Raw genomic sequence first — 14,846 nt, 5'->3', positions numbered from 1 at the left:
TCATGACGAAATCTCCTCTGTGGACTGTTCGATCACGTTGGTGAGATCTGGGATGAGGTCGGCAGCCCAGGAGAGACCGCGCTCTGCTAGCCAGGCCTCGAGGAAATGGTCTCGGCCGGCCTCGGCGATTATCCGGTCGATCGCAGCCTGGTCCGATTTGGACGATGTGGCGCAAAGCGCCAGCGCGATCGGACCGAGCCCCAGTTCAAACAGACGGTTGCCGCGGCGGCTTTGACAGTAATAGTCGCGCTTCGGAATCGCCCTGGCGATGATCTCGATCTGGCGATCGTTGAGGCCAAAGCGTCGGTAGACCTCGGTGATCTGCGGCTCGATGGCGCGCTCGTTCGGCAAGAACAGCCGCGTCGGGCAGCTTTCGACTATTGCCGGCGCAATTGGCGATCCGTCGATGTCGGAAAGCGACTGCGTGGCGAAGACCACGCTGGCGTTCTTCTTTCTCAGCGTCTTCAGCCATTCGCGCAGCTGGTCAGCGAAACCGCCATCATCGAGCGCCAGCCAGCCCTCGTCGATGAGCAGCAGTGTTGGCCGGCCGTCCATCCTCTGCTCGAGGCGGTGGAAAAGATAGGCAAGTACCGCGGGAGCAGCACCCGTGCCGATCAGGCCCTCGGTTTCGAACGCTTGGACGGAGGCGTCGCCGAGACGCTCATGCTCGCCATCAAGCAGCCGGCCATAAGCGCCGCCGATGCAGTAGGGGCCAAGCGCCTGTTTGAGCGGCGAAGACTGCAGCAGCACGGACAGGCCAGTCAGCGTCCTCTCCTGGACTGGCGCAGAAGCCAGCGATGTCAGCGCCGACCACAGATGTTCCTTGACCTGCGGCGTGATGGGTACGCCCTCGCGCACTAGAATATCGATAAGCCAGTCGGCCGCCCAGGCCCGCTCTGGTGTATGATGGATGCGGGCAAGCGGCTGTAGCGACACGGTACCGACATCGCTCGACAGATCGGCCAAGGTGAGCAAGGGCAACGGATCGTCAGACACCTGCCCGCTTTCAGCATTGCTTCCGAGACTGTGCCAATTACCATTCATGGCGAGCATGGCAGCGCGGATTGAGCCGCCGAAATCGAAGGCAAAGAGCTGGCTGTTCTGGTAACGCCGGAACTGAAGCGCGATCATCGCCAACAGGACCGACTTGCCGGCGCCGGTCGGGCCGATGACGAGGGTGTGACCGACATCGCCAACATGCAGGCTGAACCGGAACGGTGTGGCGCCCTCCGTTCTGGCAAAGAACAGCGGCGGGGCGCCAAAGTGCTCGTCCTCGATCGGACCTGCCCAGACCGCGGAGAGCGGAATCATGTGCGCGAGGTTGAGCGTCGAAAGCGGCGGCTGGCGAATATTGGCATAGGCATGGCCAGGAATGCCGCCCAGCCAAGCTTCGACAGCGTTGACACCTTCGGTGATACAGGTGAAGTCCCTGCCCTGAATGATCTTTTCGACCAGACGCAGCTTTTCGTCGGCAATCGAGGGATCGGTATCCCAGACTGTCACGGTGGCGGTGACATAGGCTTCGCCGATCTGGTCAGAGCCCAGGTCCTGCAGCGCCGCGTCCGCATCGGCCGCCTTGTTGGCGGCGTCCGTGTCGACGAGGACGGACGCTTCGTTGGTCATCACCTCCTTAAGGATCGCGGCGACGGATTTCCGTTTCGCGAACCACTGACGGCGTATCTTCGTCACCAACTTGGTCGCGTCGGTCTTGTCCAGCATGATCGCGCGCGTGGACCAGCGGTAGGGGAAGGCAAGCCGATTAAGATCGTCAAGAATCCCCGGGAAGGTCATCGTCGGGAACCCGGTGACGGTGAGTGTGCGCAGATGCGCATCGCCAAGCCTCGGCTCCAAGCCCCCGGCCAACGGCTGATCGACAAGCAAAACGTCGAGATGCATCGGCGTTTCTGGCACGCGAACGCGATGCCGCTTGGTCGAAATGGTTGAGTGCAGGTAACTCAGTGTCTCGCCGTCATCGAGCCAGCAAGCTTCGGGAACGAAGCCTTCGATGAGGTTGAGCACGCGCTCGGTGCGATCGACAAATGTCTTCAGGAGCTCCCAGGGATCGACGCCCGCCTTTTCCCGGCCTTCGTAGAGGAAGCTCTCTACTCGCGACGCTTCCTCGGCCGGAGGCAGCCACACGAAAGTGAGGAAGTAGCTGCTTTCAAACAGCACGCCGGAGGCTCCGAACTGTTCCCGACGCTCGATGTCGAGAAGCGCGGACGCGCAATCCGGGAACCGGCTGTCAGGGTAGCTGCTGGCAGGATTGCGCTGCGCTTCGACAAAGATTGCCCAGCCGGAGCCCAGCCGGCGCAGCGCGCCGTTGAGCCGCGCAGTCGTGCCGACCAGCTCCGCGGGCGTGGCGGAGTCCAGATCCGGCCCGCGAAAACGCGCCGTACTTTGAAAACTGCCGTCCTTGTTGAGCACCACGCCCGGCGCAACCAGGGCAGCCCAAGGCAGATAGTCTGCGAGGCTGGCGCTCTTCTTTCGGTATTCCGCGAGGTTCATCATGATGAGGAGCTCAACAGCCGAAATGCGTGGGGTAGCGCAGGTGTCGGCGAACCACATCGACGAATTGCGCATCGCGCTTTGCCGCCCAGACGGCCATGAGATGCCCGACTGCCCAGATGATGAGCCCGGCGATCCACAAACGAAGTCCCAATCCGACCGCGCCGGCCAGCGTGCCGTTGGCAATCGCGACCGCGCGCGGCGCGCCGCCGAGCAGGATCGGTTCGGTGAGTGCGCGATGAATCGGCGCGAAAAAGCCACGGACTTCCTCCTCCATCAGATCAGCGCTCCGCCGCCGAAGGAGAAAAAGGACAGGAAGAACGAACTTGCCGCGAAAGCGATCGACAGCCCGAAGACGATCTGGATCAGGCGGCGAAATCCGCCTGACGTGTCGCCGAAGGCGAGCGAAAGGCCGGTGATGATGATGATGATCACCGCCACGATCTTGGCGACTGGTCCCTCGATCGATTCGAGAATTTGCTGAAGCGGCTCCTCCCAGGGCATGGAGGAACCGGCAGCGTGGGCAGGTGCAATCATCATGATCGCAGCGGTCGCCGCATACGACAGCTCCACAGCAAGCTTACGGATAGCCGATGAATTGAAGGGAATGAGGGTCATTCTGAAGCTCCATAGGGCGAGTGGTGATTCAGGGCCGTTGTGGTCTCGAGATTTGCTTCCAGGGTGCGGTAGTCGCCGGTGGCCGGATCGAGCCCGTCGACCAAGGCGATCTCGACGAGCCGGCGCGCTGAGCCACGGCCGGCGAGAACCGCGATGAGATCTATGGTTTCGGCGATCAGCGCGCGCGGGACCGTAACGACGGCCTCCTGCACGAGCTGCTCCAGTCGCCGCAATGCGCCAATGGCAGAATTGGCGTGAATAGTGCCGATGCCGCCGGGATGCCCGGTGCCCCATGCCTTCAACAGATCGAGCGCTTCGGCGCCGCGTACCTCGCCGATCGGGATGCGATCGGGCCGAAGCCGCAGGGACGACTTCACCAGATCGGACAGCGAGGCGACACCGTCCTTGGTGCGCAGCGCTACAAGATTGGGCGCAGCACACTGCAACTCGCGTGTGTCCTCGATCAGCACGACGCGCTCGGCGGTTTTAGCCACCTCCGCCAAAAGCGCGTTGACCAGCGTGGTCTTGCCCGTCGATGTGCCGCCGGCCACCAGCACGTTCTTCCGTGTCTCCACGGCAAGCTGCAGGGCGTCAGCCTGGCCTTCGGTCATGATGCCGGCGGCGACATAGTCTTGAAGCGTAAACACCGCGACTGCCGGCTTGCGGATGGCGAATGTTGGTGCCGTGACGACAGGCGGCAACAGGCCTTCGAACCGTTCACCGGTCCCGGGCAGTTCAGCCGAAACGCGCGGCGAGCCCGAATGCACCTCCGCACCGACATGGTGCGCGACCAGCCTGACGATCCGTTCGCCGTCGGCCGCGATCAGTATTTCATTGCTTGCAACAAGTCCTTCGGTGAGGCGATCAACCCAGAGGCGACCATCGGGATTAAGCATCACCTCGACGATGGCCGGATCGTCGAGGAAGCCTGCTATGGCCGGGCCGAGAGCGGTGCGCAGCATGCGCGTGCCGCGCGACACCGCTCCTCCCTTGCTGGCATGATGGTTGGTGGCCACGATGGTCCCCGTTTCTCGCGGCGGACTGGTTCGTGCCGCGGTCGGGGATCATTAGAAAAGGCAGGAGCGCCGGCCTTGCAACAAGCAAAACCGACCATCGTGGCATGACGTGCAGAGACTTGCGAAATGCTGTGCCGCGACCGCGATAGCTCAGCAACCCGGCGCCCGACTGGCCATCGCCGCTCAAAAAGAACAGGCGGCTATATCTACGAGAAGGCCTATCTGCTGCTCGGCATCGACCAACACGGATCGCTTTCGCCGATCGAGACCCATGACCAGTGTCATCGACCGCCCGACATTCAGGGTTGGCATCCCAACGGAGGATCAGCGGCTCGGCAGGCGCCGGCCAGGCGACTGTCGTGGTCAATCCAGTACGGGTATAGGCAAGGCAGGACGTATGTTGAAGAGCCTAGTGGGCTATGGTGGAAATTGCCTGAAAGGTAGATTTTGGAGTTTCTCGTGTCCCTGAACATCAAAAATCCGGCCACCGTTGCTCTCGCCGATGAACTCGCACGCCGCCAGGCTATCAGCAAGACAGCAGCCATTCATCAGGCCCTTAGCGAGCGCTTGCATCGCTTGGGCTTTGGAGAGACCGCGCAGGAGCGTCTGCTGGCTGAATTGCGCGCCATCCGAGAAAGAGTGGCGCGATTACCTGAACTGGATAGTCGCAGCGACGAGGAGATCATCGGGTATGACGAGCATGGAATCCCTAACTGATGGTGATCGATACCTCAGCCGTTGTAGCGATCCTTCGGAGCGAGCCTGAGGCAACAAGGCTGGAACGAGCGCTGGTCTCCGACCCAATCCGTCTCGTCCCGGCAACCTGCGTGCTCGAGGCACGCATGGTGCTGGTCAGCAGGCGCGGCGAACACGCGTTGGCCGAGATCGATCTTTGGCTGCGCAAAATCGAGGCCGACATCATTCCTGTCGACTTGGTTGATCTGGCGACCCAGGGTTGGCTGACCTACGGCAAAGGCCACCACCCGGCGGCACTGAATTTTGCCGATTGCCTCTCCTATGCTTTGGCAAAGCGTGCAGACGAACCGCTACTTTTCATCGGCAAAGACTTCTCCCAAACGGATATCGAACCGGCATGAGCACGAGACTCTAAGATCATCGGCTGTCTCCAGCTTGAACCCTGTAATAGCGCCCAATTAGTTTCGATTCTGTCGGCTGGGCCTGCATCAAGGGGTGTCATGCCAATTGGTCCCAAAGCAGAGCAAGCTGGCGTCTTTCGTCCCTCCGATCTGGCGCTGCTGGGCCGCGTCTTCGATCGGTTGGAAGTTGAGGGCCAATCCAGCCGGCCAACTTGTAGCTCAGACATTCACGGCCGCGACGCTGGTCGCGCGAATAAATGATGGGCCTCGTCGAAAACGGCCCTTGGTAGGACCCGAAGCTCGCTTGCTTTGTAGGGGAGATGCTCGAGATATTGCGTCGTCAGCCAGGCAACCACTTGCGCTTGGGCCAAGTCGCGACGGCGCTTGATTGGCTCGCGATCAGCTCGTTTTGAGACCCAGAATTTGTGAGCGGCAAAAATACGCGGATCGGGAACCACGAGCCGCAACGGTCCGCCTTTTTCATCGATGGCGATTGCTTCGAAAGCAGGGGCATTTTCCAGCCATGCCAGGCCGGCGATCTCGGCGGCCACCAATTCGTCCTCGGCCTTCCCGACAGTTTCCCGGCTCGGCTTCCACGCCGGGTTTGCAAGCGGTTTGATCAGATCCACGAGGTATCCGTCGCGGTTCACCGCGCGGAACGTGGCGGATGAACGCTCGAAAGACCGATCGACCTTGCGCAAAAGGTTGATGAGCGCTCCATGTTCGACGTTGGCGCCAGACATGATCCGGAGGGACTGGCGCGAGTCCATGAGGAGATCGATATCTTGGGTCGATGTGATTCCGGGATCCACGAACACGCCGGCCGCCGCCTCATAGGCGTAGATCGCATTCGTGCCGGCAATACGAATGCCTTCCCCGAGAAGACCGGCGTTATCTATTGCCCTGATAATTCTTGCGGCGATCAGGGGAACACGTCCAAGCCGGAGCGCGCGATTGACAGCAGATTGGCGCTCCATCTGCTCCTGTCGCGCAGAGAGCGTTTCTTGGGCGGACGCGCGAGCTGTTTCCCAATCCGCCTTGACAGCTTCGCTCGCCGGCGAGCGCCGACCCTCTGCCTTTTGGTGTCGCACGCCAGCGGCGTCGTAATAGCTTCGCATCAAGTGGTCAATGCCGTTCACGGTGTGCCAGACGAGGGATCCCCGAAAGCTCTTCGCCTTTCTTTGGGCCTCCTTGAGCGCAATGAAGCGTTGGTCGGAATTGACTTTTTCCCGACGCTGATCGTTATTTAATTCAACAAAATCAGCCAATTCAACAGTTACCCTGCATTTAGCTCCGAGCTGTTGCAATACACAATAGGCGGCGGAGCGGCCAATTGCAACAGCTCTCACGTGATTCCATTGCGACTGTTGAAGTAGCTGTATTAATTAGAAAATATGACGACGGAGCAGCTTTTCTACGGCAACGCAGTCGAAGCAAAAGCGCCGCTCGGACACGGCCTTCGCTGGTTCCATTCGATCCGCAGACCGGGCCGGTGCAAACGGTGTGAGAAAGCCTACCAAAGTGGCGGAACAAATCATGATCATTTCTCATTGTGGTGATCATCAAGGGAGATTGATCATGGGCGACCGGCACAACCCAAAAATCGAGAAATCGGCAAATGTCGAAAAGGACCCGGAAGATTGGGTCAGCGGAGATGACCCAATGACTCCCGCACAAGCCTCCTATTTGAAAACTCTGGCCGAACAGGCCGACGACCCTGACACCTATGCGGACGGCCTCAGCAAGGCGGAAGCTTCTAAACGCATTGATGTACTCCGGGAGAAGTTAGGCCTGTAGCGTCCGCTTGTGGCTTTTCGTCTCCCGGCGAAGGACAGCCGATCGGGTCGGATTGGGACAGTTTTGCTGCAGGTTGTGACCCGCGCAATTAGTTTTTCTGAATTGAGCGCGTTGCTGCTCGACTTGCGATCGAGACGACAAAACGGCGGAAGGGAGCGGCTTATAGGGTGCAGCAGCCCGGCATCCCTCTACGCTCGCCAAGACCTCGCGCCCGCCGGTCCAATCCTGCAGTCGAAACAGATCAGGACGTCCCGATGAGGGATATGGCCAGCAGCGACACAAAAAGGATAAGGGCGATTGCAGCGCCCCAGATGAGGACTTTTTCGGAGCCGCGTTGCTCTTCCTCGCGAGATATGTCTTTCGCCATTGCATGCATCCTTTGCGAAGGCAACGACTTAGCAACGTGCCGCGCCAAGGCTGAGTTCCCGGCAAAGCTCTCGGAATCAAACTTCGTGTTCTCCAACCGTCGGTTGGTGGACGCATTGCAACTGATGCATCTAAAGTTTCCTTGATCCGCGGGCACCGGGCATGCCCGACCCCGAGCCCCCGCCCTGCAACAGCGCTTGATCGGCCCCGCCGCATCAAACTGTGCGGCGGGCTTTTCCTCACGCGATGGAACACCGGCGCGCAGGGAAAGTTCTGCCCACGCAGCAAACTCTTTCCCTCATATTTTTGCTGCCAAATCGGATAGCTCCGATCGGCCCGCGTCGTTCTTTTCCTCCGGCGACGCGGGCTCGCCGTCCTCGCTATCGGTTGAGTAGCCACAGAACAAACGAGAGCACGATGCTGATCAGAATCCCGGTGCCGATCGGAGCATAAAACGTGAAGTTCTCACGTTGGATCACGATGTCACCGGGCAATTTGCCCAGACCGACCCGCGACAACCAGGGCCACAATAGGCCGATGGCAACTATGATCAAACCAATGACAATCAGAGTTCTGGACATGGCGGCATCAGCTGTCGTCCTTATAAGATTTGGCGGCTTCATCGATCTTACGCCAATCGTTTCCGTGGCGCCGCACAAGCTCCCGCGCCTGGACTGGCGATATACTTTGCGTTTCGACGATGTGGTTCACTTCCGTCTCCTCACCTTTCAAGGGACGCGAACGAGGGCTCGTTGGCTGTCTGGCCGTTGGATTTTTTGCATCTCGTCTGGGCATGAATGGACCTCTCCTGGAGCAGAATAAACGGTCCGGCGCGGCGAAGGTTTCTCCACGCTGGCGCGTTGAGCAGTTCACCGATCGCCTCATTGGCTTCCCCTTGCGGGCAGACCATACGTTCTGGTGGTCTTGGACCCAAATGACCTGCACCGCGTTCTTTGCGAGCAGTGCTGTGCTTCGCAATCTGATGGAAAAATCTGACGCCCCTGCTGCACCGCAGACAGCTCCTGGTGCCGAAGCGCGCTTTCCGTACGATCGAGCGGCGGTTGAGCGGTTTCGACAGACATTCCCGCGCGCCAGGTGGAGCGACGAGCGCAGAAGCTGGTTCGTGCCGGGAAAGACTGCAGCGCGGCGGATCCAGCGCTGGCTTGCGCAAGAGGCGGATCTAGGAGGAGCACATGATGACAGCAAGGGACGGGATGCTTTCGCCTTCGATCCCCTGTCGAGCCGGTATCTGGAAATCGCGGACGACCTGCGCATCCGCACGCCATATTCGCGGACGGTCCTCGAGGAACTGCGAGCCGTTCCATGGGCGAGCTGGGACGACGAACTGCGGGCCTGGAGGGTGCCTTTCCGCTCATACGAGGAGTTGAGGCGCCATTGGCCAAGCATCGAAAGGGCCGCAGGCCGCGCAGAACCGGACGAGAGGAAACGGCGACGGGAAGCGTCCAAAGACTCCGAGGAATATAAAGCCGCTAGATTGCGGTATGCCGAACGCAGGCGACGTCGCTATCCATTGCCTGCTGACGATTTACCCCGGCTTGGCCTTACCGTGGCGACGGAGCAATACGGCATCGTCGTCTTCACCGACATTTCGGGTGAACTCGTAGACGCCTCGGAATTAGCAGCGTTCTATCCGCATTTGATCGAGGCGGACGTCGACCATGTCTGGGGCAGATGGCGTCCGGCGACGTTGGCTGAATTGATTAGAACATGGCCCGCTCGGCGTGCTGCCGAGTTAGCGGAACGGCAACGAGGCTGGTGGCAGCCAACGCTGCCCGAGCTCAGGATCGCTCGCCAAAAAGCTCGAAGCCTGGCGCGAAGAAGGGCAAAGCTTGTGTCATCGTTCTAGCCTTTCAGGCCCGGCGCTTCCAGCGTCTGTCCGGTTGCCATTGTGATTGAAATGTCCCCCGATCGGAGCCTCCCATGTGCAACGATAGCGAACAACATATGGCCTGGCTGAATATTACCGGATGATAGCGCCGCTGGCCTTGAATATCCCGAGCCTGAAAACGAATTTGACTTGCGCTTAGGCGCACGACACCCGCATTGACTATTCGGCTCCAATAACCAGCGTGGCAGGTAAAGCCGTCAAGCGGCTTCTATGACGTTTGGAAGCCGGACCTAACGGTGGGCCTGTGTTCAACTTCCGCTCCGAGGGAGCCGTCACTTTGGGAACAGCACGCGATACCTGTTTCCGGCGTCGGCGTTCCTCCGCTCCACGCACCCTTTATGGCCATCGCCGGACCGAGAGGAAGTCCGTCGCTCCGCTAACACGTGGTTGGGCAAGCGCGCCAAGGTCATCGCTGAAATGTTAAACCATTTCTGCAGAATTTGACGCACACAAAGGCCGATCCGAGGCCAACTGGGAGTGCATACCCCAGCTTGGAATTGTGCGGAACCGTACGAAGCCGATTGCAAGCAACCAACCTGGTTGGCCGGGCATTAATTTAGCAAAGCGTGAATTAGGAAAGCATCGGGAGGAACACCATGCTGCACGTTAACATGCCTGGTGAATTTGAGGTCGGCGATGAGGTTGCGCTAGCAGGTATCGTCATCGCGATTCTCCCCAGCGGGCGCGCCAGGGTGAGCATTCCTTCGTATGACCATCCTTATACGATTGATCCGCCACCGAAAGTCCGGGCCGGCGACCGAGTGGTTCTTGTTGGGGACGTCACCCGCATCGATTGCGGAGGGAACAAACTCACTGTGCGCATTGACTGCGGCGGGGTGATTACTGTCGATAAGTCGGCGATCACTAGGCTGAGAAAGCCCCGCCGGGCTTCAACGGGTTAACGCTCCGGCGAGACAACAGCCGGTGTCGGCGCGGGGAAGATGCAAGCGCCTTTGAACAGCCCAAGGGTGCCGCGCTGTCCAGTCGGATATGGAGCGGACGAACGGATAAATGGGAGCTCGACGCTAGGGCAGGCGCCCAGCGTAGCGCGTTCCTGGCGCTTTCGGATTACCGGTGAAGCAAGTCAGATCTTCGCATTCGCGATCGTCGCTCTCGGCAACAGGCGGCGCGCCCGTCCAGGACGCGTGGCACGTGTGCGCTGTGGAAGGAGACGACCAGCACATCCCGTGTGAAGGCAACGCGGCATCCCGCTCGACGGGAACTTTTCTCTGCAGCGAGCGCTTGGTCGCCGGTCAGACGCGATGGGCGCCGGCTCGTATCCATTATGGAGATCACATGTTCGTCCCGCCACCGATGCCCGCAAAAAGTCTGCTTCGGTGCGTCGCGACGGAACTGGACGGGGTTGCGGTGGAGTAAGCGCCCTCCCCTGGGTTAACAACCGGTCGGTGACAGCCACGGCCACATCGACAACAACCGCAACGGCAATCAAGTCGTCGCTGAAAGCCTGCAAGGTGTCTGTCACGACACAGCGTGCCGGCAAAGCTACGCCCTCGCGACAGGGATTCGTTGTAAGCTGACCCGACGGCAACGCCGGCGACTACGAGTCGAGGTCGTAGGGCTGATGGCCCAGCTCGTTGTGATGAAGCGCCTCTGCCATACACCTGATGTCGAATGCCTGGCCGCACGCCGGGCAGACGACGAAATACTCCTCCTCCCGAAGTGGCAATGCGTCGTGGTCTTGGGGGATGACGATGTCATTGTATTCGTCGGGCATTGGGTCCTCCGGAAACCCGCCCGCTATGCTGGAACGCCTGCCAGCAGGATTTGTTTCAAAGTTATTGCGCCAAGGAAAGACCTGATGTCCGGTTCGGCAGCGATACCGTGCCACCGGGCAGTTTCAAAGTGATTATCAATCTTTGGTACGGCGCGGGCAAGAACCTGTTCCTCGGGGCGGCGAGGCTCGAATTCAACCAAGCATGCGCGGTCGAAAGAACTCCAATCCGGCAAGGCACACTGCTAGCCGAGATCGACTGTGGAGACGAATGCCGAGGTCCGCCGCTCCGATGAAAGGTGATCTGATGGGTATCAGCTGCGCAAAATAGCTCCGCAATCGGGCACCGGGGTTGGGCTTTTGAAGCGCCTGTCTTGCCGGCAGCTCATCCAGTTGCCGGCGGCGCTGGCGGAACATCGTCGGCTATCTCCTGCCTGAGCCTTGGTCCTTTGCTGAGCCGGCGACCGAGCGCATCGACGAAATTGTCGTAGCGCTGCAAGCCCTTGGCACGCGCCTCCGCTTGCGCCGATTCCGGCAAGGCTGGAGTCGAGTTGAGCCAAAACCGGACGAACAATGCTAGCGTCTCAATAGCAATTCCGACGTCACGCTCGACCCGCTGCACGCGTCGATCGATCTGGTCGAGGCGGCGAGTGATCGCCGCTTGCTTTCGTTCTTCGGCGTCCGGCGACAGGAACGACGCGAGCGCAGCCTCGGCGACCAGTGACAGCGAGACCTCGCGCCGCCCAGCGTAATCTGCCAGTGCCCTCATTACGTCAGGGTCGAGATAGGCAGACAGACGTCTTTTCTTGGCGTTCTTCATGCGCTCAAAGCTCAATGCCATCATTGGGGTCAAGGGCGGCCTGACGAGCTGCGCGTCTCATGGCTTGATCGACACTGCGGCGACGAACGGCGTCATCATCGGGCTCGTCCCTGTCGAGGTCGAACTCATCGTCGCAGCGTGGCGTTCGTTCCGGCGCGATGTCTTCGTGTTCGGGAAGCTCGGGCTGGCGGCGAATGCCGCCATTGGCCGGATCCTCGTCCTGCTGATCCCTGGCAAGCCTCAGCTTGCGAGATTTGCCTTCCGGCTCAGCAAGAAGTGTCGTGTCGGTCCAGTCCTCAGAGCGAGCGTTCTGCATTGTCCCTCCGGTCCTTGGCGGCGGCAAGACACGCTCGGCAAGACGCGGGTCGGCAAAGTAGCGTGCCTTCGTCGCACGGATTGGGAACTGGCCCGAGATCATAATGATCGCCTCGGTCGGGGGCAGCTGCATGATCTCGCCCGGCGTCATCAGTGCACGCGCCGTTTCCTGCCGCGAGACCATCAGATGCCCGAGCCAGGGCGACAATCTGTGCCCCGCATAGTTTTTCATGGCGCGCAACTCGGTCGCGGTCCCCAGAGAGTCTGAGACGCGCTTGGCCGTCCTCTCGTCATTCGTGGCGAAGCTCACCCGCACATGACAATTGTCGAGGATGGAATTGTTCGGTCCGTAGGCCTTCTCGATCTGATTGAGCGATTGTGCAATCAGGAACGACTTGATGCCATACCCGGCCATGAAGGCCAGCGCGCTTTCGAAGAAATCGAGCCTGCCGAGCGCGGGAAACTCGTCCAGCAGCATCAAAAGACGCTGCCGGTGATCCTTCGCGTGAAGATTTTCGGCGAGCCTGCGGCCGATCTGGTTAAGCACGAGTCGCATCAGCGGCTTTGTGCGACTGATGTCCGATGGCGGCACGACCAGATAGAGCGTCGTCGGCCGTGCCTCCTCGACAAGGTCTGCGATCCGCCAGTCACAGTATGACGTCACCTTGGCCACAACTGGATCGCGGTAGAGGCCCAGAAAACTCATGGCCGTCGAGAGCACGCCGGAACGCTCGTTCTCGGACTTGTTAAGCAGTTCCCGAGCAGCCGACGCCACGACGGGATGCGGGCCTGCATCACCCAAATGCCGCGTCAGCATCATGGCGCGCAGCGTTGCCTCGATTGGCCGCTCTGGATCAGAAAGGAAGTTCGCCACGCCTGCGAGGGTCTTGTCTTTCTCCGCATAGAGCACGTGCAGTATTGCGCCGACCAGCAACGCATGGCTGGTCTTCTCCCAGTGGTTGCGGCGTTCCAATGTGCCTTCTGGGTCGACCAGGACATCCGCCACGTTCTGCACATCTCGAACTTCCCACTCGCCCCGTCGCACCTCCAGCAGAGGATTGTAGGCTGCGGATCCAGCATTGGTCGGGTCGAACAGAAGCACCTGGCCGAAACGGGCCCGCCATCCGGCCGTCAGTTCCCAGTTTTCGCCTTTGATGTCGTGGACGATTGCCGAACCCGGCCAGGTCAGTAGTGACGGCACGACCAGGCCGACGCCTTTGCCGCTTCGGGTCGGTGCGAAACATAGCACGTGTTCCGGACCGTCGTGGCGTAGATAGTGTCGGCCCAACATAGCCAGGATCACCCCATCCTGACCGATCATCCCAGCGGCCTTGATTTCGTCTCGCGTCGCCCAGCGCGCCGAGCCGTAAGTCGTGGTATCCTTTCCCTCGCGCGCCCGCCACAGCGACGTCCCGATCGCTGCGACGATAGCCATGAGGCTTCCGCTCGCCGCAATCGCCGCGCCCTCCAGGAAGACGTTCGGCGCGTAGGCGTCGTAGAAAAACCACCACCAGAAAAAGGCTGGCGGCGGATAAACGGGGTGTCCAGCCAATTCGAACCACGGCGGACCGAGTTGGCTTTGAAAGTCGAGCCGCCCTGCCGTCCACTGTGTTGCTCCCCATGTTGTCGCGACGACGATCAGAAAGGCGGTGAGTATCTGGCCCCATAAAACCTTGCTTGCCGGCATCGGTCGTTTCCCAAATGGATGATCGGAACAACCGAAAAGCTCGAATTCCTAAATCCGCAAGAAAAAAGGGGCGGTCGAAGCAGCATGGCGTACCCGGACGTGGAAAGACTTGCCCGATGCGATCTCGAATGTTGAACGAGCATAGGGGGGCTGCTTTCTTCTGGAGCCGTTGAGCCGCTACTTGCCCAATGATAGTTAGTTGTCTCGGCTCAGATGGCATTTGACGAGATGGACGGGTTCTTGGAGAACCACGGATTGCGCATGACCAAATGAACAAGAGTCCTCAGCGGCGCGCCGAGCCGGAGAACACTCTAGTCCCGGCAAGTGGTGGTCAGCCGTTCTGCTGAGCTCGAATCTTACCGCCTCCCTGATCGGTAGCGCGATAGATCCAGAGCCGACTCGATGAGCAGACCCATCAAGTCTGTTCAATTTTGTTAATCAATTAAGTCACATCAACTATTGCCATGGACTTTCGTTGGAACTGTTGCAAGCCGCGCTGGCCTCACGGATCGCGGAATCTATTGGGCCGCACCTAAGTTCCAGATGTCCCGATGCAGGCGCCATGTCCCGTCGCCCCCTTTTTTCCAAACGACAATGTACTTGCCCGCAACGGTGGAAGGGGCACCGCCTTTGCTCGGCACACTGAGCGTAAATGCGCCAACTTCGTAGGCGAGATTCCCGCTCCCTTCCACTTCCAGCGCCTTCAGGGTGAGATTCTTCATCCCGGCCTTGATTGCGCCCTGCCAGAATTCTTCCACGCCCTTGCGGTCATCGACGCGTTTGCCGTCGGGTGGCAGCAGAGCGGCATCGTCGGTATACATTTGACCTACCGCTGCTGCGTTTCCGCTGTTGAAGGCGTCCATGAATTTTACCAACGCCGCTTCGATGTCCTCACGAGCCGAGTGGGCGGCCGCAGACAATGCAGACGAAAGAAGCAGCACAGCAGCAAATGCAAATGACTGAACCAGTCTCATTTCGTCCTCC

At 60.0% G+C, this 14,846-nt stretch carries 16 protein-coding genes; 5 read left to right on the top strand and 11 right to left on the bottom strand.

Translation table 11 applies throughout. The features are described from left to right. The 4 genes from trbE to trbB form a co-directional block, all read right to left on the bottom strand. On the bottom strand, positions 1-2,508 hold the full coding sequence (gene trbE, locus NKJ09_RS17410; protein ID WP_352763101.1) for a conjugal transfer protein TrbE: 2,508 nt from the start codon (positions 2,506-2,508) through the stop codon (positions 1-3). A gap of 10 nt (positions 2,509-2,518) precedes the next feature. Further along, positions 2,519-2,782 carry a VirB3 family type IV secretion system protein gene (locus NKJ09_RS17405; RefSeq protein WP_352494331.1) on the bottom strand — a complete coding sequence of 88 codons (264 nt, stop codon included), beginning with the start codon at positions 2,780-2,782 and terminating at the stop codon, positions 2,519-2,521. Further along, entirely contained in the window at positions 2,782-3,045 is a 264-nt protein-coding gene (locus NKJ09_RS17400) for a TrbC/VirB2 family type IV secretion system protein (RefSeq protein ID WP_254818676.1), read from the bottom strand. Before NKJ09_RS17400 ends, NKJ09_RS17405 begins: the two co-directional genes overlap by 1 nt. Positions 3,046-3,119: 74 nt before the next feature. After that, a complete protein-coding gene (trbB, locus tag NKJ09_RS17395; RefSeq protein ID WP_502901317.1) occupies positions 3,120-4,085 on the bottom strand; it encodes a P-type conjugative transfer ATPase TrbB in 966 nt (321 codons plus the stop codon). Between the two features lie 513 nt (positions 4,086-4,598). Between trbB and NKJ09_RS17390 the strand changes: the two genes are divergently transcribed. Beyond that, a complete protein-coding gene (locus tag NKJ09_RS17390) occupies positions 4,599-4,856 on the top strand; it encodes a type II toxin-antitoxin system VapB family antitoxin (RefSeq protein WP_352494334.1) in 258 nt (85 codons plus the stop codon). Further along, a complete protein-coding gene (locus tag NKJ09_RS17385; protein ID WP_352494335.1) occupies positions 4,856-5,236 on the top strand; it encodes a type II toxin-antitoxin system VapC family toxin in 381 nt (126 codons plus the stop codon). Before NKJ09_RS17390 ends, NKJ09_RS17385 begins: the two co-directional genes overlap by 1 nt. Before the next feature lie 227 nt (positions 5,237-5,463). Here the strand turns inward: NKJ09_RS17385 and NKJ09_RS17380 are convergent, their stop codons facing one another. Continuing rightward, positions 5,464-6,504 carry a GSU2403 family nucleotidyltransferase fold protein gene (locus tag NKJ09_RS17380; protein ID WP_352515846.1) on the bottom strand — a complete coding sequence of 347 codons (1,041 nt, stop codon included), beginning with the start codon at positions 6,502-6,504 and terminating at the stop codon, positions 5,464-5,466. 268 nt (positions 6,505-6,772) lie between these two features. Here NKJ09_RS17380 and NKJ09_RS17375 point away from each other — a divergent pair, with 268 nt between their 5' ends. Then, on the top strand, positions 6,773-7,033 hold the full coding sequence (locus tag NKJ09_RS17375) for a DUF3072 domain-containing protein (protein ID WP_352494337.1): 261 nt from the start codon (positions 6,773-6,775) through the stop codon (positions 7,031-7,033). Between the two features lie 241 nt (positions 7,034-7,274). On the opposite strand, the gene NKJ09_RS17370 is transcribed toward NKJ09_RS17375, so the two are convergent. Continuing rightward, on the bottom strand, positions 7,275-7,400 hold the full coding sequence (locus NKJ09_RS17370) for a hypothetical protein (RefSeq protein ID WP_352494338.1): 126 nt from the start codon (positions 7,398-7,400) through the stop codon (positions 7,275-7,277). 379 nt (positions 7,401-7,779) lie between these two features. Then, the gene (locus NKJ09_RS17365) at positions 7,780-8,022 is read right to left on the bottom strand and encodes a DUF2905 domain-containing protein (RefSeq protein WP_352494339.1); all 243 of its coding nucleotides are present in this window, start codon (positions 8,020-8,022) and stop codon (positions 7,780-7,782) included. A 359-nt stretch (positions 8,023-8,381) separates the two neighbouring features. Here NKJ09_RS17365 and NKJ09_RS17360 point away from each other — a divergent pair, with 359 nt between their 5' ends. Next, a complete protein-coding gene (locus NKJ09_RS17360) occupies positions 8,382-9,266 on the top strand; it encodes a hypothetical protein (protein ID WP_352494398.1) in 885 nt (294 codons plus the stop codon). A 638-nt stretch (positions 9,267-9,904) separates the two neighbouring features. Then, a complete protein-coding gene (locus tag NKJ09_RS17355; protein WP_352494340.1) occupies positions 9,905-10,210 on the top strand; it encodes a hypothetical protein in 306 nt (101 codons plus the stop codon). 656 nt (positions 10,211-10,866) lie between these two features. Here the strand turns inward: NKJ09_RS17355 and NKJ09_RS17350 are convergent. The 4 genes from NKJ09_RS17350 to NKJ09_RS17335 form a co-directional block, all read right to left on the bottom strand. Further along, complete coding sequence (locus tag NKJ09_RS17350) at positions 10,867-11,043, bottom strand: hypothetical protein (RefSeq protein WP_352479403.1); 177 nt, start codon at positions 11,041-11,043, stop codon at positions 10,867-10,869. A gap of 382 nt (positions 11,044-11,425) precedes the next feature. Next, positions 11,426-11,860: a CopG family transcriptional regulator gene (locus NKJ09_RS17345; protein WP_352494341.1), complete on the bottom strand. Its 435-nt coding sequence runs from the start codon at positions 11,858-11,860 to the stop codon at positions 11,426-11,428. A gap of 4 nt (positions 11,861-11,864) precedes the next feature. Continuing rightward, a complete protein-coding gene (locus tag NKJ09_RS17340) occupies positions 11,865-13,862 on the bottom strand; it encodes a conjugal transfer protein TraG (RefSeq protein ID WP_352494342.1) in 1,998 nt (665 codons plus the stop codon). 518 nt (positions 13,863-14,380) lie between these two features. Beyond that, a complete protein-coding gene (locus tag NKJ09_RS17335; RefSeq protein WP_051409569.1) occupies positions 14,381-14,836 on the bottom strand; it encodes a YybH family protein in 456 nt (151 codons plus the stop codon). Positions 14,837-14,846 lie beyond the last annotated feature (10 nt).

The sequence above is a fragment of the Mesorhizobium sp. M0189 genome, from assembly GCF_040322135.1.
In the GTDB taxonomy this organism is placed as follows: Bacteria; Pseudomonadota; Alphaproteobacteria; order Rhizobiales; family Rhizobiaceae; genus Mesorhizobium.
The sequence above is the reverse complement of the archived record's forward strand: the minus strand, read 5'-3'. Positions and strand labels throughout refer to the sequence as shown.